This window comes from Micromonospora sp. NPDC093277, from assembly GCF_044765245.1.
Taxonomy (GTDB): domain Bacteria; phylum Actinomycetota; class Actinomycetes; order Mycobacteriales; family Micromonosporaceae; genus Micromonospora.
In genome coordinates this window covers 99,182-119,106 of sequence record NZ_JBIWJO010000001.1, presented here as the reverse complement: position 1 = coordinate 119,106, position 19,925 = coordinate 99,182, and the positions used below count along the sequence as shown (strand labels likewise).

The 19,925-nt window shown below is 71.5% G+C and carries 19 protein-coding genes; 7 read left to right on the top strand and 12 right to left on the bottom strand.

Going from position 1 to position 19,925, the window contains the following annotated elements:
• Positions 1-21 precede the first annotated feature (21 nt).
• Both ACIRG9_RS00535 and ACIRG9_RS00530 read right to left on the bottom strand, forming a co-directional pair.
• On the bottom strand, positions 22-594 hold the full coding sequence (locus ACIRG9_RS00535; RefSeq protein ID WP_402848085.1) for a PH domain-containing protein: 573 nt from the start codon (positions 592-594) through the stop codon (positions 22-24).
• Positions 595-734: 140 nt separating this feature from the next.
• Complete coding sequence (locus ACIRG9_RS00530; RefSeq protein ID WP_402848083.1) at positions 735-1,610, bottom strand: biotin--[acetyl-CoA-carboxylase] ligase; 876 nt, start codon at positions 1,608-1,610, stop codon at positions 735-737.
• A 95-nt stretch (positions 1,611-1,705) separates the two neighbouring features.
• Between ACIRG9_RS00530 and ACIRG9_RS00525 the strand changes: the two genes are divergently transcribed.
• Complete coding sequence (locus ACIRG9_RS00525) at positions 1,706-3,289, top strand: acyl-CoA carboxylase subunit beta (protein ID WP_402848081.1); 1,584 nt, start codon at positions 1,706-1,708, stop codon at positions 3,287-3,289.
• 106 nt (positions 3,290-3,395) lie between these two features.
• Here the strand turns inward: ACIRG9_RS00525 and ACIRG9_RS00520 are convergent, their stop codons facing one another.
• The 6 genes from ACIRG9_RS00520 to ACIRG9_RS00495 all read right to left on the bottom strand — a co-directional run bounded on the left by ACIRG9_RS00520 (position 3,396) and on the right by ACIRG9_RS00495 (position 9,055).
• Positions 3,396-4,271 (bottom strand): hypothetical protein, encoded by an 876-nt coding sequence (locus tag ACIRG9_RS00520; RefSeq protein WP_402848079.1) that lies wholly within the window; start codon positions 4,269-4,271, stop codon positions 3,396-3,398.
• Positions 4,264-4,764 carry a SigE family RNA polymerase sigma factor gene (locus ACIRG9_RS00515; protein WP_402848077.1) on the bottom strand — a complete coding sequence of 167 codons (501 nt, stop codon included), beginning with the start codon at positions 4,762-4,764 and terminating at the stop codon, positions 4,264-4,266. The genes ACIRG9_RS00520 and ACIRG9_RS00515 overlap by 8 nt, the downstream gene beginning before the upstream one ends.
• A gap of 63 nt (positions 4,765-4,827) precedes the next feature.
• The gene (locus tag ACIRG9_RS00510; RefSeq protein WP_402848075.1) at positions 4,828-5,811 is read right to left on the bottom strand and encodes a ketopantoate reductase family protein; all 984 of its coding nucleotides are present in this window, start codon (positions 5,809-5,811) and stop codon (positions 4,828-4,830) included.
• 63 nt (positions 5,812-5,874) lie between these two features.
• Complete coding sequence (locus tag ACIRG9_RS00505) at positions 5,875-6,618, bottom strand: M50 family metallopeptidase (RefSeq protein WP_402848073.1); 744 nt, start codon at positions 6,616-6,618, stop codon at positions 5,875-5,877.
• 73 nt (positions 6,619-6,691) lie between these two features.
• Positions 6,692-6,922, bottom strand: a complete 231-nt coding sequence (locus ACIRG9_RS00500; protein WP_402848071.1) for a hypothetical protein — start codon at positions 6,920-6,922, stop codon at positions 6,692-6,694.
• 90 nt (positions 6,923-7,012) lie between these two features.
• Entirely contained in the window at positions 7,013-9,055 is a 2,043-nt protein-coding gene (locus ACIRG9_RS00495; protein ID WP_402848069.1) for a protein kinase, read from the bottom strand.
• 91 nt (positions 9,056-9,146) lie between these two features.
• Here ACIRG9_RS00495 and ACIRG9_RS00490 point away from each other — a divergent pair, with 91 nt between their 5' ends.
• From ACIRG9_RS00490 to ACIRG9_RS00470, 5 genes are all read left to right on the top strand, one after another.
• Positions 9,147-9,356, top strand: a complete 210-nt coding sequence (locus ACIRG9_RS00490) for an acyl-CoA carboxylase subunit epsilon (protein WP_402848067.1) — start codon at positions 9,147-9,149, stop codon at positions 9,354-9,356.
• A 112-nt stretch (positions 9,357-9,468) separates the two neighbouring features.
• A complete protein-coding gene (locus ACIRG9_RS00485) occupies positions 9,469-9,921 on the top strand; it encodes a hypothetical protein (protein WP_402848066.1) in 453 nt (150 codons plus the stop codon).
• Between the two features lie 1,408 nt (positions 9,922-11,329).
• Positions 11,330-12,478, top strand: coding sequence for a S8 family serine peptidase (locus ACIRG9_RS00480; protein ID WP_402848064.1), 1,149 nt, complete (start codon positions 11,330-11,332; stop codon positions 12,476-12,478).
• Between the two features lie 10 nt (positions 12,479-12,488).
• Positions 12,489-13,145: a Maf family protein gene (locus tag ACIRG9_RS00475; protein ID WP_402848062.1), complete on the top strand. Its 657-nt coding sequence runs from the start codon at positions 12,489-12,491 to the stop codon at positions 13,143-13,145.
• 9 nt (positions 13,146-13,154) lie between these two features.
• Complete coding sequence (locus ACIRG9_RS00470; RefSeq protein WP_402848060.1) at positions 13,155-13,808, top strand: O-methyltransferase; 654 nt, start codon at positions 13,155-13,157, stop codon at positions 13,806-13,808.
• Between the two features lie 159 nt (positions 13,809-13,967).
• Here the strand turns inward: ACIRG9_RS00470 and ACIRG9_RS00465 are convergent, their stop codons facing one another.
• The 4 genes from ACIRG9_RS00465 to ACIRG9_RS00450 form a co-directional block, all read right to left on the bottom strand.
• Positions 13,968-15,362, bottom strand: coding sequence for an MFS transporter (locus ACIRG9_RS00465; RefSeq protein ID WP_402848059.1), 1,395 nt, complete (start codon positions 15,360-15,362; stop codon positions 13,968-13,970).
• A 128-nt stretch (positions 15,363-15,490) separates the two neighbouring features.
• Complete coding sequence (locus ACIRG9_RS00460) at positions 15,491-16,246, bottom strand: ABC transporter permease (RefSeq protein ID WP_402848057.1); 756 nt, start codon at positions 16,244-16,246, stop codon at positions 15,491-15,493.
• Positions 16,247-16,264: 18 nt separating this feature from the next.
• A complete protein-coding gene (locus tag ACIRG9_RS00455) occupies positions 16,265-17,224 on the bottom strand; it encodes an ATP-binding cassette domain-containing protein (protein ID WP_402848055.1) in 960 nt (319 codons plus the stop codon).
• A gap of 121 nt (positions 17,225-17,345) precedes the next feature.
• Positions 17,346-17,954, bottom strand: coding sequence for a PadR family transcriptional regulator (locus ACIRG9_RS00450; RefSeq protein WP_402850171.1), 609 nt, complete (start codon positions 17,952-17,954; stop codon positions 17,346-17,348).
• Positions 17,955-18,101: 147 nt separating this feature from the next.
• Between ACIRG9_RS00450 and ACIRG9_RS00445 the strand changes: the two genes are divergently transcribed.
• Positions 18,102-19,853 carry an acetyl/propionyl/methylcrotonyl-CoA carboxylase subunit alpha gene (locus ACIRG9_RS00445; RefSeq protein WP_402848053.1) on the top strand — a complete coding sequence of 584 codons (1,752 nt, stop codon included), beginning with the start codon at positions 18,102-18,104 and terminating at the stop codon, positions 19,851-19,853.
• The last annotated feature ends 72 nt before the right edge of the window (positions 19,854-19,925 follow it).

Below are 19,925 nucleotides of genomic sequence, written 5' to 3'. Positions count from 1 at the left end.
CGACGTCGCTTGCCCGAGGGATCAGGCCGAGGGGTCGCGCAGCGGCTTGCCGTCGCGCATGTCGGCGAGGATCTCGCGCATCTCGCCGTCGCCCAGGCTGTGCTTGTCGTGGTGGGCCTCGACCAGCTCGTAGAGCCTGGTCTGCACCCGGTCGACGTGCGGGACGTCGTGGAGCACCGACTGCCCACGCTCACCGGCCGACTCGATGGTGAGCGTGCCGCAACCGAGCAGCCGCTCGATGAAACGCTGGTGCATGGAGTGGTCGTTGATTCGGGTCAGCGGCAGGTCCCGCCGGTCACGGGAGAAGACGCCCTGCTGAAGCAGCACCCGCTCGTTGGTGAAGAGATAGTGCGTCGTACGCCAGACCAGGTACGGCCAGACCGCCAGCCAGAACGCCAGCGCCAGACAGAGGGCGGCGAGCACGTAGAGCGCGATCGTGCCGCCGCTGCCCTCGGGCAGCAGGAGCCAGCCCGCGGCCACCGCCGCGACGGCGAGCACCAGCACCAGGATCGGCCGGATCAGCGCTTTCCAGTGCGGATGCAGGTGCAGCACGACGTGCTCGTCCTCGGTGAGCACGTCTTCGGGGAACGCCACGGAAACCTCCTCGCAAAACAGGACGCGCTGACCGTATCGGGTCGATGCTCGTAGCGGGGATCGGCCGCACGGGGGGAGGCTGCCGCGTCTCGACTGGGGACCCCTGCTCGACCGCGGGCGTCAGTCAGGGGTGCTTCTTTTCACCGCAGGTGGAGGACGTCGCCGGCGGCAAGGCGGAGTTCGCCCGCCGGGCCGTCGACCAGGAGCTGACCGTCCGGGTCGACGCCGGTCGCGGTGCCGCGTACGTCGCGGCCGTCGGGGAGCAGCACCCGGACATCACGGCCGACGGTGGCACAGGCCGCCACATACGCCTCCCGCAGGCCGCTGGCCGCCGCGTCGCCGTCAGCCGCGCGCCAGCGGTCGTACCAGTCGGCGAGCGAGCGGAGCAGGGCGCGCAGCAGCGGGTCCCGGTCGGTGGCGGTGGCCCCGGCGAGCTGGAGCGAGGTGGCGGGCAGCCCGGTCGGGTTCGCCGGCAGCTCGTCGGCGCGCAGCGTCACGTTGAGGCCGATGCCGAGCACGATCGCGGGCGGCCGGGCCGGGGTGCCTCCCGGCACCGCCTCGGCCAGCACCCCGGCACCCTTCGCGCCGTCGATCAGCAGGTCGTTGGGCCACTTCAGGCGGGCGTCCAGCTCGGCCAGCCGGGCCACCACCTCGACCAGCGCGACCCCCGCGAGCAGCGGCAGCCAGCCGTACCCCGAGGGTGGCACGGGCGACCAGCCGCGCTCCGCGACGGCCTCGCCGGGCCGGAGCAGGACGCTGGTCGCGATGCCCGCCCGCGGCGGCGACTGCCAGACCCGGCCGCGCCGGCCCCGCCCGGCGGTCTGCCGCTCGGCGACCAGCACCAGGCCCTCGGGCTCGCCGGCAGCGGCGGCCTCGACCACGTCGGCGTTGGTCGAGCCGGTCTCCGCGACCAGTTCCAGGCGGCGCCACGGCCCGTGCGGGGCGACCAGCGCACGCCGCAGCCGGGCCGCCGAGAGCGGCGGGCGATCCAGATCGGTGTACGGGGAGCCGGGCATCCCGCCAGCCTACGACCCCGCGGGAGGGGCCGCCGGGAAGCCGGTGAGGCGCACGGCACAACGGTGCCCCGCTGAACCATCGTTATATTCCCTGGGTGACTACCGAGGCCGGGATCAACATCCACACCACCGCCGGGAAGCTGGCGGACCTGGAACGCCGGGTCGACGAGGCGGTGCACGCCGGCTCGGCGCGCGCGGTCGAGAAGCAGCACGCCCGGGGCAAGAAGACCGCCCGGGAGCGGATCGAGATGCTGCTCGACGAGGGTTCCTTCGTCGAGCTGGACGAGTTCGCCCGGCACCGGTCCACCAACTTCGGCCTGGCGAAGACCCGGCCGTACGGCGACGGCGTGGTGACCGGCTACGGCACGGTGGACGGCCGGCAGGTGTGCGTCTTCGCGCAGGACTTCACGGTCTTCGGCGGCTCCCTCGGCGAGGTCTTCGGCGAGAAGATCGTCAAGGTGATGGACCTCGCCATGAAGATCGGCTGCCCGGTCATCGGCATCAACGACTCCGGCGGTGCACGGATCCAGGAGGGCGTCGCCTCGCTCGGCCTCTATGGTGAGATCTTCTTCCGCAACGTCCGGGCCAGCGGCGTCATCCCGCAGATCTCACTGATCATGGGCCCGTGCGCGGGCGGCGCGGTCTACTCGCCGGCGGTCACCGACTTCACCGTGATGGTCGACCAGACCTCGCACATGTTCATCACCGGCCCCGACGTGATCAAGACGGTCACCGGCGAGGACGTCGGCATGGAGGAGCTGGGCGGCGCCCGGACCCACAACGCCCGCAGCGGCAACGCGCACTACCTCGGCGCCGACGAGGACGACGCGATCGAATACGTCAAGGCACTGCTCTCCCACCTGCCGTCGAACAACCTGGACGAGCCGCCCGTCTTCGACGCGCCGGCCTCGCTGGAGATCAGCGACTCCGACCGGGAACTGGACACGCTGATCCCCGACTCGGCGAACCAGCCGTACGACATGCACCAGGTCCTCGAGCACGTCCTCGACGACGGCGAGTTCCTGGAGGTCCAGCCGCTCTACGCGCAGAACATCGTGGTCGGCTTCGGCCGGGTCGAGGGACGCCCGGTCGGCGTGGTCGCCAACCAGCCGATGCAGTTCGCCGGCACGCTGGACATCGCCGCGTCGGAGAAGGCGGCCCGCTTCGTGCGTACCTGCGACGCGTTCAACATCCCGGTGCTCACCTTCGTGGACGTGCCCGGCTTCCTGCCCGGCACCGGCCAGGAGTGGGACGGCATCATCCGCCGCGGGGCGAAGCTCATCTACGCGTACGCCGAGGCCACCGTCCCGAAGGTCACCGTGATCACCCGCAAGGCATACGGCGGCGCGTACGACGTGATGGGGTCCAAGCACCTCGGCGCGGACCTGAACTTCGCCTGGCCGACGGCACAGATCGCGGTGATGGGCGCGCAGGGCGCGGTGAACATCCTCTACCGGCAGGAACTGGCGAACGCCGACGACCCGGCGGCCGTCCGCGCCGAGAAGATCGCCGAGTACGAGGACACCCTGGCCAACCCCTACATCGCCGCCGAACGTGGCTACGTGGACGCCGTCATCCCCCCACACGAGACCCGCACCCAGATCACCCGCGCCCTCCGGGTGCTCCGCACCAAACGCGAAACCCTCCCCCCGAAAAAGCACGGGAACATCCCCCTCTGACATCCCCTCCGCCCGCGTCGCGCAACTTCGGGGAAGTTGGACTCTCCGGACGCCGGGAGGCAGCGGTTTCCCTGAAGTTGCACGGCTCCTGGCGGGCCGCGGGCGGTCAGCAGCGGGGGTTGACGGCGGGGCACATGCGTTTCGCCGCGATGGTGGCCAGGCGGCGCAGCTCGGGCTCGGTGCCGTCCCGGCCCAGGTTGATCACCGAGACCAGGTCGCCGACCCGGACGACCGCGGTGTTCGTCGGCCGCGACGGCGACCCGAACGCCTGACCGGTCTTCAGGTTCCGGGCCGGCCCGACCGTGTGCCGCAGCAGCACCGACTCGGTGCCGGCGAAGCTCCGGTCCACCACCTGCCAGCGGTGGGTCGCCTCGGCGTCGATCACCTCGCCCTGCCACTGCGCCGGACCGCGGGACCGCCAGTTGTCGCAGGGCACCAGCATCCTGTCGATCCCGGCGAACAACCGCCCGCCCACCTCGGGCGCGACCCGGTAGACGTCCTCGGAGAGCACGAAATCGACGGGTAGGTGGTCGGCACCGGCGGGCCGCGACCGCAGCAGGGTCACCGAACGCGAATAGCGCGACGGCTCCCAGCTCGCGGTGAGCCCCTGAAGCTGGTTGCACAGGAGAAGCTGGTCGTCGATCCGGATCGACTCGCCCAGGCCCCCCTGGGTCAGCGCCTCACTCTCCGTCCGCACGTCCGCCGGCCCGAGCAGCACGTCCAGCGGCACCTCGGCCAGTACCCGCTCGGACGGCGACGGCCCGGCCGTGGCCGCCAGGGACGGGGCCGGAGTGAGGCCAGGATGCGCGGCCACCGCGACGGCGGAAGCCGAGGCGACCGTCAGCACGGCCACGGCCACCACCACCGCCGTGCGCCGGCTGCGGCGCCGGGCCCGGGCCCGGATCTCGGCCGGCTCGGGCCAGCGGACCTCCCGCAGTTCGCGCCGCACCAGTTCGACGAACGCCAGGTCGTCGTCACGCATCGGTGGCCTCCTCCAGATCCACGACCGCGAGCAGACCGGCGAGCGCGGCGCGCCCTCGGGAGAGTCGGGCCTTCACCGTGCCGACCGGGGCCGCGGTCTCCCGGGCGACCTCGGCGACCGGCATGCCGAGCAGGTAGTAGAGGGCGACGGCGGTGCGCTGCTCCTCGGGCAGCTGGCGCAGCGCGGCCACCACCGCGACGGTGTCGGTGCCGGGCGGCGCGACGCTCTCCTCCGCCCCGTGCCGCAGGTACGCCCGGGCCCGGCTGCGCAGGCTGCGCCACCGGCTCACCGCGATCCGGCTCGCCACCACCCGCACCCAGGCCTCCGGGTCGTCGTACCCGCGCACCGTCGACCAGCGCTGCCAGGCCCGGATGTACGCCTCCTGCACGGCGTCCTGGGCCTCAGCGAGATTGCCGGTGAGCACGCAGACGAAGCCGAGCAGCCGCTGCCGGCTGCCCCGGTAGAACTCGTCGAACCCGTCGACGTCCGACACCCTGCTACCTCCCCCGTCGCGGTCGCAGGGGAGACGCCTGGCGCCGGGGGCGCGGTTGCCCGGTCAGCCGACCATTTTCTCCAGCTCGGCGAGGGGATACCCGCCGGCCGGGATCCGCTCGCGTACCGCCCGGCGGACGGCGATCTGCACCGCCGCGTTCGCCGGAGTGGCTACCCCGTGCAGCCGGCCGAGCAGCACGATCTCGCCGTTGAGGTGGTCGGCCTCGGCGGAGCCGGCGCCCCGGGCCAGGCTCTGCCAGGTGGAGCCGCCGGCCCGCTCCACGCCGTCGACGGGGCGGTGCCGCACCTGGTCGCCCCGCTCGGCGGCCTCCTCCGGCCGGCTGGTGTGCGGGATGCCGGCCGCGGCGAGCACGGCCTCCCCCTCGGCGCGTACCCGGGCGGCGAGAGGCTCGGGGATGTCCGCGCCGAGCAGCGCCTGCAGGCCGTTGCCGAGGTTGCCGAGCAGCTTGCCGTACTTCCAGCGCATCACGTCGTCCCGGACCGGGGCGACGAAGCCGGCGGCGGTCAGGTCGGCGGCCACCGCGCGGCTGGTGTCGTCCGATCCGGACGGGTAACGGCCGATGTGCAGCATCCCCGGGTGCGGATACCCGTTGGCCACGACCACGCCCGGGTCCAGATGGGTGGCGGGCAGCCAGACGCAGATCGGGTGCACCCGGGCGAAGAGCCGCAACGCGGCCCGCTCGTTGGCGACACCGTTCTGGGCCAGCACGATCGGCAGCCGCTCGCCCGCCGTGCCGCCACCCTCGACCGGCGCGTCCACCCAGGTCGCCAGGGCCGCGTCGGTGTCCTGCGACTTGACCGTCAGCACCAGGGCGGTGTCGGCCGGCAGCGGCCGGTCGTCCGGGCCGCCCAGGGCGGGCAGCCGGCTGGTCACCGCACCCTCCGGGGTACGCAGGGTCAGTCCCCGCTGCCGGATCGTCTCCAGGTGCCCACCACGGGCCACCAGCGTCACGTCCCGGCCGGCCTCCGCCAGTCGTACGCCGATGGTGCCGCCGACCGCGCCTGCCCCGATGATCACGTATCGCATGTGTCCGATTCTGCCTCTTGGCGGGTCAACTTGCGGCGGGCTCCCGTCGGGCACGGCCGGCCGTCAGAGAGTGATGCCCGCGTCGCTGAGGATCGGGCCGGCGAGCAGCAGCGCGCCACCGACCAGAACGGCCAGGTTGACCAGGGCGAAGAAGCTCACCCAGAACAGCGCCGGGAACGGGGTGAGCCCGGCGAGCTGGTCGGCGTCGGACTCGGGCATCCGGCCCCGGCTGCGTACCCGTTGCAGCTCGAACACCGGGCGTACCCCGCCGAAGAGCAGGAACCAGACCGACGTCCAGGCGAAGGCCGCCTGCACCTGCGGCGACGCGTACCAGGAGACAGCGAGCACCACACCACCGGTGACCACCAGCGACAGCACACCGAACATGTTGCGGATCAACACCAGCATGGACAGCAACAGCGCCACCGCGATCCAGAGCAGCAGGGTGATCCGGTTGCCAGCGAGCAGCCACCCCCCGGCGAGACCGATCAGTGACGGGGCGACGTACCCGGCGAGCAGGGTGAGGATCATCCCCGGCCCGCTGGGCCGCCCGGCGGAGAGGGTGAGCCCGGAGGTATCCGAGTGCAGCCGGACGCCGCGCAGCCTCCGGCCGGTCAGCAACGCCGCCAGCGCGTGGCCACCCTCGTGGGCGATGGTGACCGCGTTACGGGCGACCCGCCAGGGCACCCTGGTGACGACCACGGCCAGCGCGACGACGGCGGTGATCAGGACCAGCAGCGGCGGTGGGGCGGGCTGTGCGCTCAGTAGCTTGTCCCAGAGGGTGGTGAGGCCGTCGATGAGGGGCATGGGCGGGCAGCCTACCGGCCCGAGCTGTGCCGCGGCCGGCACGGCTGCCGCCATCGTCGTGCCGGGCGCCCGATCAGGCCCTGCGTCGCTGGCCGGCCGGCACGGGCAGCGCACGCCGTCCGGCCAGGGTGGACGGCCGGGCCAGCCGCCAGGCCGCCACCCCCGCGACGATGAGGGCCGCGACAGTGAGCACCGCGACCGGCGCGGAGAGGCCAACGCCGATCAGCAGCAGGACAACGTCCCCGAGCACGACCAGCATCCACAGTGCGAGCCGGGCCCCGGAGTCCCTGAGTCGGTGACCCATGTCGTACCTCCTTCCGTCGTCGCAACGTCCATACCCCGTACGACGGAAGGCCATGCGAATCAACGTTCGCGGCAGCCGGCGGGCCAGGTCTCAGTTCACCCGGTCCGGCTTGAAGCCCTTGGTGATGATGTCCCAGTTGGCCAGGTCGGCATCCCAGGTGCTCGCCGGGACCTCCCAGCGCAGCGCAAAACCCCGGTTACTGGCGGTGACCACGCCCCGGTTCCGGACGTGGAACTGAACTCCCTTGCGCGTCTCCAGCCAGTCCCAGTCCGCACAGGTCCGATACCAGTCACAGCGGCTGATACCCACATACTCGTAAGCCGTGACGCGGCTCTTGCGGGACGGCTCCTGCTTCTTCCAGTCGGCGTACGCGTCCTTCTTTGGCGAATCGGTCCACTGGACGAGCAGCACTCGACTCGTGCCACCGACCTCGTACAGCACCACCGAGTTGTCAGCGGAACGGAACCTCGCCTGCCACCCGTTCGGGATCGGCACCTTGAAGCCGGTGGGCCCCTCGTACCACCGCCAGCCCGCCGGCAGCACGAAGTCGGCGGTCGAGGGGGTCGCCGACGGGGTCGGGCTGGGTGCGGTGCTGCTCGGCGGGGCCGAGGTGGGCGCGGCGCTGGTCGGAGCCGGAGCCGACGTGGTGGCGGCCACCGGCTGCCCGCCCTCGCCGTCCGTGTCGTCGCCGCTGGTCAGCAGCGGCACGGCCACCGCGAGGCCGAGCACCAGCACCGCGGCCAGCGCGACGATCAGCAGGTTACGGCGGTTGCGCTCCGGCTTCGTACCCGGAATGACCGCGGCCCGGCCGCTCGACGGCGCCGGACTCACCGGCTCCGCCATGACGGAGGTGGGGTTTCTGGGCGGTGCCGGCGGCTCCACCGGGGCGCCGACGACCGGCGTCGGGTCGATCCGCGTCTCGTCGAGCGCCAGGTCGGGCCCGACCAACGACGCCTCGACGTCAACGGGCTCCGCGGTGTCGGGATTCGGCGCGGCGTCGAGCTTCGTGGTCGGCTCGGCGGCCGGCGGAGTGAGCTTCGTGGTCGGCTCGGCGGCCGGCGGGTCCACCTTCGCGGTGGGCGCCGCGTCCAGGCTGTCGGCAACCTTGGCGGTCGCATCGTCCGCGGCGAAGGCCCCACCGGCGGCGGCGACGGCCGGACTCTGGTCGGGCCTGCGCGGAGCCGGGGTGGCCGGGGGACGCTCGACGTGGTTGCCGGCCGGACGCGGCGCCGGCACCAGCGGTGGGCGCGGCTCGCGCGGACCGTTCGGCCCCGGCCGACGTGCGCCATCCAGCAGCGGAATGCTCCGCGTACGCCGCCCGGCGGCCTTACGAAGCAGCCGCTCCGCCACCTCGGCCGTGATCCGCTCGGTCGGATCCTTGCGGAGCAGACCCTGCAGGACCGGCTTGAGCGGCCCGGCGTTCTTCGCCGGCGGGAGCGGCTCGACGGCGAGCGCGGCCAGGGTGGCGATCGCCGACGGCCGGGCGTACGGCGACTTGCCCTCCACGGCGGCGTAGAGCGTCGCGCCCAGCGACCAGAGGTCGGCCTCGGGCCCCGCCGTGCCGTCCCGGGCCCGCTCCGGCGAGATGTACGCGGGCGAGCCGAGCACCATGCCGGTGCGGGTGACATTCGGGTCGCCAGGGATGGTGGCCAGCCCGAAGTCGGTGAGCACCACCCGGCCGTCGTTACCGATCAGCACGTTGCCGGGCTTCACGTCGCGGTGCATGATGCCGGCCTTGTGGGCGGCCTTCAGCGCGCCCAGCACCCCGAGACCGATCTGGACCGCCTTGGCCGACGACACCGGCCCGTCCTCCGCGAGGACGTCCTGTAACGACTTGGACGGCACGTACTCCATGACGATCCACGGATCGCCGTCGGTACGCAGCACGTCGAAGATGCGGACCACGTTGATGTTGTTCAGCCGGGCGATCGCCCGCGCCTCCCGCAACGAGCGTTCCCGCATCTCGCGGCGCTCCTCGGGGGTGAGGCTGGGCGGCGGAACGAGCTCCTTGATGGCCACGTCCCGGTGCAGCACCTCGTCGCGCGCCTTCCACACCCGGCCCATGCCGCCCTGTCCGAGCGGCGAGATGAGCCGGTAACGGTCAGCGATGAGTTGAGGCAGCGCGTTCGACATCGCTGAAACCGTACCCGGCTGCCCCAACGGGCACATCGCCGGCACGCCACTGCGCAAGGAAGGTCAGGTTCTCGGCGCGTACCCTGGACTCATGTCTGCCGAAGAGCCGCTGTTCCGGATCGTCCGCGGGGTGCCCACCCCCGAGGAACTGGCCGCCCTGGTCGGCGCGATCATCACGCGGACCCGACCGGCCGCGACCCCGGCGCCGGCCGCCGTCTCGCAGTGGACGCGCAGCGCCCGTCCGGCGGGCGCGGCGCTCGCCGGTCCCGGCGCGTGGCGCGCCTCCGGCCTGCCCCGCTGACATTCTCCCGGTACGACGGGCTGTGCCCGACGGTCGGCCGGGACTGCCAGGAACCTCGCCGAGCCGTTAGCCTCACCCTGGGAAACGGTACGGTGACGCAGAGGGAGGGTCGATGATCCCGGAGGACGACCGGCCGGCGGGCTGGCTGCGAGACTACGGCGGCATCGAGGCCGACATCCGGCAGATGCGCGAGTTCGCCGATCGGCTCCAGGACGAGGTCACCCGCAACTACGCCCCGCACCTGTCGTACATCGCCGACGACATGAAGGCGCCGGTTCCCAATCCCGCCGACGCGTTCGTCGAGCTGGTCCACTTCCTCCAGGCGCACCACGAGACCCAGCAGGCCACCGTCCACATGGTCTGGGACCTCGGCCCCGCCACCGGCCACCTCGCGGACGCCGCAGGCCGGATCGCCGATCAGTACGTCCACACCGACGCGTTCTCCGCCGCCCGGGTCGCCGACGTCGAACGGGCCCTGGGCCGCTCCGGCTCGACCGGGGCACGGCCGCTCCCCGTGCTGTCGGATCCGACATCGGCGATGGAGAGGCCGGTGGTGCTGCCGTGATCGAGCGGGGCCACGGCCGCACCTCGGGCCTCACCGACTGGCACCTGATGAACGTGCTCAACATGTGGGCATGCCTCCAGGACCAGGAGACCACCGGGCAGTGGAAGCAGGTCGCCGGATGGCGCAAGGTCTGCGACCTCGCACGGGCCCACCTCACCCGGCTCCAGGAATACCGCCGAGGGCTCGCCGAAGCCTGGCCGCCGCAGACCAATGCGGCCGCGCGGGCGTACCTCGCCGAGCTGGACCAGCTCATCGACAAGGCGCAACACACCCACGACGCCGCCGCCGCGAACCACGACGCGCTCGCCGCCGCCACGCGCGCCATCGCCAGCACCCGCACTGACCTCAAACCGATCCACGACGAGTACGCCGCCAAACTCCAGCAGAAGCGGGCGTACGAGGCGACGCTCGCGGACCCGAAGGCGGTGGCCGGCAGCCGCCTGCCCGAACGGCCACCGGTGACGGACGCGGACCTGGAGCAACTGAACGTACGGGCGCGAAGCCTCATGACGGGGCTGAGCGCTGAACTCCAACAAGCCCAAGTAATGCTCCGCCAACCACCACCCAGACCCAACATCCGCAGACAGCCAGACCAGCAAGAACATAGCGTCGACTCGATCTCGGCACCGGTCATCCCGCCTATCGTGCCGGCACCAACGGCAATCGCAGCATCGTCTACCAGGCAACACGCTGCTCCAAACAGGCCAGACCCCATCCCAACATCGCCTATTTCAGGTCATGTCAGCTCAGGGCTGATTCTCGGCGGAGTAGGATCTGCACTCGCTCCGGCTCCCCCAAATACCGGCCCAGCACCCCTGACGCCACCCCTAACGCCCAGTCAGCCAACCAGCCCTGGTGTCCAGGTTCCGCCGCCCCACTCGTATGGACCAATGGTTCCGATCCGAGGTGACAAGGCAAATCCGATGCGCGGACAGGCCAATCCCATGGAAAAGCCAGTTTCCGGGGGTGTCAATGAAACTCCTCCCTCGTCACCTCGACCGTTGCCACCGGGCGGGCTAATCGGCGGAACGCCCGCAGCTGGGCTCGGCCAACCGACGAACCGGGGAAATCTCGCTCGTCGGGTCAACCCGATCGGTGGAGTAATCGGAGGTGGAGGGGCTGGCACCGCCCCGAGTGGTGCGGCTGGATCCCGGCCCGGTTCGGGCCGCGCCTCCCAGTTGGGTGGGCACGGCGGCCTGCCCCCAATCGGCGGCGCTCCGGGCAGCGGCTTCTCTGCAGGAACGAGCGGCGGTGGGACAAGTGTCGACCGTAATCCGTACAGCGATCACAGAACCCGATCTTGGGACCCAGACCAGCCATGGGAAGTTGATACAGGCGTAGCGCCCGTGATGCGGCCTCCAGATAGCGATGGGCCTCCTGATCCGGGGCCGGCCATCGGCCTCGACCGGTGAGCGGAACTAGTTATCGCGCAGCCCTCACCATATTAGCGGCCTTGACATCGACAGCTTTGTCAGCGAATCCGACAGCGACTGCAACGGACCCGGTGAACTCGGACCGCATACGAGGCGAGCAGTGGTTCTTGCGCGACCTTAACGTGGAGAAGGCGCATCAAATCAGCCAAGGAGAAGGTGTCGTTGTCGCATTGGCTGACACACGAGTCAGCAACCATCCCGACTTAGATGGAAGCATTCTCCCAGGCATTGACATCGCACCGGATAACCAAGGAAACAACCTGCAGCATCATTCAAGCCACGGGACACTCATGGCCGGGCTAATCGCTGCACACGGCCAAGGCAAAAACAGAGGTGCGCTAGGAATCGCCCCGAAATCACAGGTGCTACCTGTCGGCGTTCAACCCGAAGTTGGCCAAGGAAGCACCGAAGATCTCGCAGCTGGAATCGAGTGGGCTGTGAGAAGTCACGTAGACGTGATCAGCGTGTCATCAGTTGCTGGGGCAAGCATGCGACTCCAGCGGGCAATAAGAGCCGCACTAGACGCAAACATCATCGTGGTAGCGGCGGCAGGTAACCGCCCAGATGACCTCACGGTTGGCTATCCAGCCTCCGAAGATGAGGTTATCGCGGTAGGCGGTACTGATCCGGGCGGCGGCCACGCCTCCGTGTCAGTCACCGGTCCGGAAATCGACCTCGTGGCTCCGGCCGTGGATATTTACAGCACCAGCTACGGCGGCAAATACTCGAAGGGCACTGGCACCTCCAGCGCGACAGCGATTGTTGCTGGTGCTGCTGCTCTCGTCCGGTCGAAGTTTCCCAACCTTCCTGCTCAGGAGGTCGTGCACCGGCTGACTGCCACCGCGATCGACAAGGGACCGCCCGGCCGTGACGACGAATACGGCTACGGCGTCATCGACCTGGTCGCCGCGCTCACGGCCGACGTACCTCCACTGGGCTTCGAGTCGCGGGGGGCGACCCCACCCGCCTCGGCCCAGGCGACGGCACCAGGCGACGGCACCAGCAACGGCGCGACGGCACGCGGGCTGGCGACCCTGGGCGTACTGGCGGCGGCGGGTGGCGGCTTTCTGGTGTGGCGGCGTCGTCGCCGTGCCGACGACCTGCCGCCCCGGATCAGCCGGTAGCGTCCGTGGGGTGTTGAGTTCCGTATCGCCGCGCCTCGTGCTCGCCTCGCAGAGCCCTGCCCGCCGCAAGCTGCTCCAGGCCGCCGGGATCGAACCGGATGTGCTGGTGAGCGGCGTCGACGAGTCGCAGGTGGTCAGCGACCGGGCGGAGGAATTGTGCCTGGACCTGGCCCGGCTGAAGGCGCAGGCGGTGCTGGGCCGGCTGCGCTCCACGCCGGACGAGCGGATGTTGGTGCTCGGCTGCGACTCGGTGCTGGCCTTCGACGGCGAGATCCTGGGCAAGCCGGCGGACGAGGCGGACGCTACCCGGCGGTGGCAGCGGATGCGTGGGCGGAGCGGGGTGCTGCACACCGGGCACTGCCTGATCGACGTGGTGCACGAGTCGCGGGCGGCAGGGGTCGCCTCGACGACGGTGCACTTCGCAGACATCAGCGACGAGGAGATCGCCGCGTACGTGGCGACGGGCGAGCCACTGGCGGTGGCCGGGGCGTTCACCATCGACGGGCTGGGCGGGGCGTTCGTGACCGGCATCGAGGGCGACCCGGGCACGGTGGTGGGGCTGAGCCTGCCGCTGCTGCGTGGCCTGCTCGGCGAGTTGGGGCTGCGCGTCACCGATCTGTGGACGAAGGTCGCGCCCGGCGGCCAGGAAATCGAACATCTCGGCTAACGTCCGATCATGAGCACGAAACCGTTGCCGCTGACCCCGGAACTGCACGCCTATCTTGTGGCGCACGGTTCCGCGCCCGACGAGATCGTCCGGGAACTGGCCGACGAGACCCTCGCCGCCCTCCCCGCGCAGGCTGACATGCAGGTCGCACCGGAGCAGGCCGCGTTCCTGACCTTCCTCACCCGGCTGCTGGCGGTACGGCAGGCGGTGGAGGTGGGCACATTCACCGGGCTCTCCTCGCTGGCGATCGCCCGGGGCCTCGCCGAGGGTGGCCGGCTGACCTGCTTCGACATCTCCGAGGAGTACACCGGGATCGCCCGCCGCTACTGGACCCGGGCGGGCGTGCAGGACCGGATCGACCTGCGGATCGGCCCGGCCGCGGAGACGCTGCGCAAGTTGCCGCAGGAGCGCTACCTGGACTTCGCCTTCATCGACGCTGACAAGGTCGGCTACCCGGTCTACTGGGACGAGTTGGTGCCCCGGATGCGGCCGGGCGCGGTCGTCGCGGTGGACAACACGCTGCGTGGCGGCCGGGTGCTCGCCCCGCAGAACGCCGATGACCGGGCCATCGCCGCGTTCAACGACGAGATCCTCTCCGACGTCCGCGTCGATGTGGTCATGTTGCCCATCGCCGACGGGGTCACGCTCGCCAGAGTGCGCTGATCGACTCGGGTTGCGGCATCCGGCGGCCTCGGGTCGCCTGGGAGACCACAACTTGCCGCAAGTCGAGTCGATCAAGCAAGCAAGCAAGCAAGCAAGGCGAGTCGATCAAGCGAATTCAGCAGGTCGAGAGCGAAGAGCGCGGGTAGACAGGCGGGGTGGTCAGGCAGGGAGCGGGGTGGGGTCGTCGATCGGGCGCGCGGCGCGCAGCACGCGTCCGAGCCGCACGGTGAGCAGCACGGACGCCGCGATGAAGCCGGGCAGCAGCAGGAAGGCGAGGTGCGGCCCGACCCCGTCGGCCACCCAGCCGAGCGCGACCGGCGCGATCCCAAAACCCACCCCCATCGAGTACGACGACCACCCGGCCGCCTTGTCGGCGGCCGGCCCGGCGACGGCGAGCGCGATGGAGATCGCGAGGGGGTAGTGCAGGGCGTTGCCCAGGCCGAGTATGACCAGGCCGGTGACCGCGAGCCAGCCGATCGGGGCGGCCCAGAACAGGGCGAACCCGGCCAGGGAGATGGTCAGCGCGCCGAGCAGCAGCGGCACCGGCGGCCAGCGCAGCGCGAACCGGCCGCCGGCCAGCCGGCCGGCGAACATGCCGCAGACGATCGCGGCGACGGCTGCCGAGGCGCTGCCGGCGTCGAGCCCGGCCTGGGTGCGGAGCACGTCGGCGGTCCAGAGCGACAGGCACACCTCGATCGAGCCGGTGGCCGACATCAGCACCCAGGCGATCCAGTAGGCCCGGGGCAGCCGGCCCGCCACCCGGGCGGCAGCTCGGTCACCGGCCCGCCCGTCCGAGGCGGCCAGCCGCTCGCCGCCGGGCTCCACACCCGCCGAGGCGGTCACCACGCGCGGGTCGGCGGCAGCCGCACCCGCTGAGGCGGTTAGCGGGGCCGGGCCGACGGAAGGCGAGGCGGACGCCCCGACAGCATCGGCGGCGGCCGAGGCGGCCACCACGGCCGGGTCGGCGGCAGCCGCGGCAGCGGGGGCGGCCTTCGGCAGGCGTATCCGGAAGGTCAGGGCGGCGAGGGCGACCAGGGTGATCAGCCCGACCTCGACGGCCATCGCCGGCCGCCAGCCGTGGCCGGCGTCCACGGCGGTGCCGATGACCAGCGGCGCGAGGATGCCCATGCCGGCGCAGGCGGCGTTGGCCTCGGTGAGCGCGGCGGGCGCGGTGGGCCCGTGGTGGGCGGTGAGCACCACGTTGACCCCGCTGATCACCATCATGCCGAAGGTGGCGATAACCGCGACCGCGGCGAGGGTGGCGGGCAGCGGGCGGAGCAGGCCGAGGGCGGCGACGCCGGCGGCCACGCCGGCGAGGCCGAGCCAGATGGCCGGGCCGCGGCCGAGGCGGCGGGCGGCCGGCGCGAAGAGAGCCCCGCCGAGCAGCGCCCCGACCGCGATGCCCGTACTGTGCAGGCCGGCGACGGCGGCGCTGGTGCCCTGTTCGTCGCGGAGCAGCGGTACGACCGGACCGAACCCGTAGAGGAAGAAGCCCCACAGCCCCAGCTGGGCATAGGCGAACCAGGTCGTCCTGTCACGGATGAGGCGGGGCACCAGCCCACGCTACGCGCGTCGGCCCGACACCCCGCCCCTGGTGAGAGGCAGCTCTCCCCCCTTCAGCGACGGCGAGAGGGGAACCCCTCTCTACCGCTGGCGTTAACGAGGGTGCCCTTCCTTACACCTCAGCGGACGCTGCGGGCGAACTGCCGGGCGGCCCAGACCACGCCGGCGACGGCGAGCACCGCGATGATCGTCAGCCCCTGCCAGACCTTGGCGTTGCTCAGGTCGCCGGCGAAGAGCGCCCGGACCCCGTCGACCGCCCAGGAGAACGGGTTCCAGTTGGCGATGCCCTGCAGCCATCCGGGGGCCAGGGCGAGCGGCAGCAGGATGCCGGAGAGCAGCAGCACCGGCTGGGCGACGGTGTTCATCAGCGGGGCGAGCGCGTCCTCGCTCTTGACCTTGAGCGCCACGCCGTACGAGACGGCCGAGGTCATCAGCGCGATCAGGGCCAGCATCAGGTATGCCAGCAGCAGGTACCCGATGAAGACCCGCAGGTCGAACAGGAGCGCCAGCAGCGTGATGATGATCGCCTGTGCGATCAGCGAGACCACGTCCCGCAGCGAGCGGCCGAGCAGCAGGGCAAGCCGGCTGACCGGGGTGACCCGGGACCGCTCGATCACCCCGGCGCGCAGCTCGGCGATCAGGCCGAAGCCCTGGAACAGGCCGCCGAAGATGGCCAGCAGCACCAGCAGGCCGGGAACGAAGATCTTGTACGCCGCCGCCTGGGTGGGCGCGTTCAGCGCCGCCTTGAGCAGCGGGGCGAAGAGCAGCAGGTACATCACCGGCTGGAAGACGCCGACGAAGAGCCAGACCGGGTTGCGTAACAGGAGCTGGAACTGGCGCTGGAAGATCAGCCAGGTATCGCGGGCGAATTTCATGGCAGCTTCTCCGGGTGGTCAGGACTCGCGCAGCGAGCGGCCGGTCTTGGTGAGGAAGACGTCGTCGAGGCTGGGGCGGTGCAGCTCGATGGAGCGCAGGTCCAGCCCGGCGCCGTCGAGGCGGCGCAGCACCTGCGGGATGGCGGTGGCGCCGTCGTCCACATAGAGCCGCAGGCCACCGTCGTCGACGGTCTCCAGCTTGTTGACGTACGCCTCGGTGTCGAGCAGCTCGGCGGCGCCCGGGGTGACGGCGGCGTCGAGACCGACCTGAACCACCTCGCCGGAGATCTCCCGCTTCAGCTCGGCCGGGGTGCCCTCGGCGACCACCTCACCGTTGTCCATGATCGCGATCCGGTCGCAGAGCGCGTCCGCCTCGTCCAGGTAGTGCGTGGTGATGAAGACGGTCATCCCCTCGCTACGCAGCCGGCGGATCTCGTCCCACATGTGCGCCCGGCTCTGCGGGTCGAGGCCGGTGGTCGGCTCGTCGAGGAAGACGATCTTCGGCTCGTGGATGATGCCGAGCGCGATCTCCACCCGGCGGCGCTGGCCGCCGGAGTACGTCTTGCACTTGCGGTCGGCGTACTCGGTGAGCTGGAAGGCTTCCAGGGCGCGGGTGGCGCGCCGGAGGGCCTCGGCTTTGCCGATGCCGTAGAGCCGGGCCTGGAGCACCAGCTCCTCCCGGGCGGTGGACTCGTCCCAGGTGCTGCCGCCCTGGGCCACGTACCCGATCCGGCGGCGCACCTCGGCCGGGTCCTTGCGCAGGTCGGCTCCGGCGATGGTGGCCTCGCCGCCGTCGGGCTCGATGAGGGTGGCGAGCATCCGCAGGGTGGTGGTCTTGCCGGCCCCGTTCGGGCCGAGGAAGCCGAAGATCTCCCCCTCGGCGACGTCGAGGTTGACGCCCCGGACCGCGTCCACGGTCTTCGTCTCGCGACCCGCGCGGGAGCGGAACGACTTCCGCAGCCCCCTGGTCTCGATCATCTCTGCTCCTGGTCGTCCGGGCCGGACGTGACCGGCCGCCGATCGTCCGCGAAGAGGGCACGCGGCTCCCCTGCGGCTGGCGCCGAGACTAACGCGATATAGCTCTTGTAGTCAACGTTGATTATTGCGCGTACTGGCCGCCTGAAGCTCCGTCCGTCCAGCCCGACCAGCCCTCGGCCCCCTCCATTGCAGCGGGGAGGTACGACACTCCCGACTCGATCCGCTCGGCGATCCGGCCGCACCAGGCCATCTCCGCCTCGCCCCGGGCCAGCCACAGCTCGAACATCCACCCGACGTGCACGGGCTTCTTGTTGCGCACCCAGTCCGAGTCCAGCGAGGCGCGCATCGACTCGATCCCGGCCCGGATCAGGTTGGCCCGGTTGCGCAGGGCCGCCGCCGCCTCGTCGCGCGGCATCGCGGGCAGGAAGGAGAACGCGGCCGCGAAGGGGTCCGCCGGCTCGTGCAGCTGCCACCACTGGGCCCGCAGCAGGGTCTCGAACTCCTCCTCACCCTTGGCGGTCACCTCGTAGGTGGTGCGGGCGGGGCGGGAGCCGACCTGCTCCGTCGACACCGCTCGGAGCAGCCCCTCGTCGGTGAGCTTGCGCAGCGCGTGATAGATCGACCCGGGTTGCACGTTGGCCCACTTGTCCGCGCTCCAACTCAGCAGCTCACGGCGCACGTCGTAGCCGTGCACCGGCTGCATCCACCGGACCAGGCCGAGGATCATCATCCGCGTTGCTGACACGAAGCAAGCGTAATAGGCAAATTTGACTAAAGCGCGATTGGGGCGTGCGGCATCCCACAGCTGAGCGATCGTTAGGGCCGGCGGGTCGGCCGATAAACTCCCGGCATCGACCTCCGGGGAGGAGCCACCAAGGTGCGCAAGGTACTCATCGCCAACCGCGGCGAGATCGCCGTACGCGTCATCCGCGCCTGCCGCGACGCCGGCCTGGCGAGCGTCGCCGTCTACGCGGACTCCGACCGGGACGCTCTGCACGCCACCCTCGCGGACGAGGCCTACGCCCTGGGCGGCGACACCGCGGCCGACAGCTACCTGCGCATCGACAAGCTGATCGAGGTCGCCGCCAGGTCCGGCGCCGACGCCGTGCACCCCGGCTACGGCTTCCTCTCCGAGAACGCCGACTTCGCCCAGGCCGTCATCGACGCCGGGCTGACCTGGATCGGCCCGACCCCGCAGGCGATCCGTGACCTCGGCGACAAGGTGACCGCCCGGCACATCGCCCAGCGCGCCGGCGCGCCCCTGGTCCCCGGCACCCCGGACCCGGTCGGCAACGCCGACGAGGTGATGGCCTTCGCGGTCGACCACGGCCTGCCGGTCGCCATCAAGGCGGCCTTCGGCGGTGGCGGACGCGGCCTCAAGGTGGCCCGCACCATGGAGGAGATCCCGCAGCTGTTCGAGTCGGCCACCCGCGAGGCGGTCGCCGCGTTCGGCCGGGGCGAGTGCTTCGTCGAGCGGTACCTGGACCAGCCCCGGCACGTCGAGGCGCAGGTCCTCGCCGACCAGCACGGCAACGTGATCGTGGTCGGCACCCGGGACTGCTCGCTCCAGCGACGCCACCAGAAGCTGGTCGAGGAGGCTCCCGCGCCATTCCTCACCGACGCCCAGCGTGCCCAGATCCACGACAGCGCCAAGGCGATCTGCCGGGAGGCCGGCTACCACGGCGCCGGCACGGTGGAATACCTGGTCGGCGGCGACGGCACCATCTCCTTCCTGGAGGTCAACACCCGGCTCCAGGTCGAGCACCCGGTCACCGAGGAGACCGCCGGCATCGACCTGGTCCGCGAGCAGTTCCGCATCGCCGACGGCGAGAAGCTGCGCTTCACCGAGGACCCGACCCCGCGCGGGCACGCCATCGAGTTCCGGATCAACGGCGAGGACCCGGGCCGCAACTTCCTGCCCGCTCCGGGCACCATCACCGCGCTGCGGCTGCCGACCGGGCCGGGCGTCCGGGTGGACACCGGCGTCTCGGCCGGCGACGTGATCGGCGGCAACTTCGACTCGCTGCTGGCCAAGGTGATCATCATCGGCGAGACGCGTACCGAGGCCCTGGAGCGGGCCCGCCGGGCGCTGGACGAGATGGTCGTCGAGGGCATGGCCACCGCGCTGCCGTTCCACCGCCTGGTGGTCCGGGACGAGGCGTTCACCGCCGAGCCGTTCACCGTGCACACCCGGTGGATCGAGACCGAGTTCGACAACACCGTCGCGGCGTTCACCGCCCCGGCCGGCGCCGTCGAGGGCCCCGCCGAGCGGGAGACCGTCGTGGTCGAGGTCGGTGGCAAGCGGCTGGAGGTCAGCCTCCCCGCCGGGATCGGCGCGGGTACGGCCGCCGCCGCGCCCGCCGCGAGGAAGCCGGCCCGCCGGGGCGGCGGCGCGAAGGCCGGCGCGGCGGTCAGCGGCGACACGCTCACCTCCCCGATGCAGGGCATCATCGTCAAGATCGCCGTCGAGGAGGGGGACACCGTCGCCGAGGGCGACCTGGTCGTCGTCCTGGAGGCGATGAAGATGGAGCAGCCGCTGCACGCCCACAAGGCGGGCACCGTCAGCGGCCTCGCCGCCGAGGTCGGCGCCGTCATCACCGCTGGCGCCCCGATCTGCACCATCGCCTGAAGTACGCCCCCTACCAACGCCTTCGGGGCCCCTAATTACCGGGGGCATCGGGGCAGCCACCGCCACGCGGGG

Bases quoted from the DNA above. Each gene is read 5' to 3' on its own strand.
- ACIRG9_RS00530 (WP_402848083.1), bottom strand. From the start codon at position 1,610: ATGCCCGGCTCCCCGTACACCGATCTGGATCGCCCGCCGCTCTCGGCG.
- ACIRG9_RS00520 (WP_402848079.1), bottom strand. From the start codon at position 4,271: ATGCGTGACGACGACCTGGCGTTCGTCGAACTGGTGCGGCGCGAACTG.
- ACIRG9_RS00510 (WP_402848075.1), bottom strand. From the start codon at position 5,811: ATGCGATACGTGATCATCGGGGCAGGCGCGGTCGGCGGCACCATCGGC.
- ACIRG9_RS00505 (WP_402848073.1), bottom strand. From the start codon at position 6,618: ATGCCCCTCATCGACGGCCTCACCACCCTCTGGGACAAGCTACTGAGC.
- ACIRG9_RS00500 (WP_402848071.1), bottom strand. From the start codon at position 6,922: ATGGGTCACCGACTCAGGGACTCCGGGGCCCGGCTCGCACTGTGGATG.
- ACIRG9_RS00495 (WP_402848069.1), bottom strand. From the start codon at position 9,055: ATGTCGAACGCGCTGCCTCAACTCATCGCTGACCGTTACCGGCTCATC.
- ACIRG9_RS00490 (WP_402848067.1), top strand. From the start codon at position 9,147: ATGTCTGCCGAAGAGCCGCTGTTCCGGATCGTCCGCGGGGTGCCCACC.
- ACIRG9_RS00485 (WP_402848066.1), top strand. From the start codon at position 9,469: ATGATCCCGGAGGACGACCGGCCGGCGGGCTGGCTGCGAGACTACGGC.
- ACIRG9_RS00470 (WP_402848060.1), top strand. From the start codon at position 13,155: ATGAGCACGAAACCGTTGCCGCTGACCCCGGAACTGCACGCCTATCTT.
- ACIRG9_RS00460 (WP_402848057.1), bottom strand. From the start codon at position 16,246: ATGAAATTCGCCCGCGATACCTGGCTGATCTTCCAGCGCCAGTTCCAG.
- ACIRG9_RS00455 (WP_402848055.1), bottom strand. From the start codon at position 17,224: ATGATCGAGACCAGGGGGCTGCGGAAGTCGTTCCGCTCCCGCGCGGGT.
- ACIRG9_RS00450 (WP_402850171.1), bottom strand. From the start codon at position 17,954: ATGATGATCCTCGGCCTGGTCCGGTGGATGCAGCCGGTGCACGGCTAC.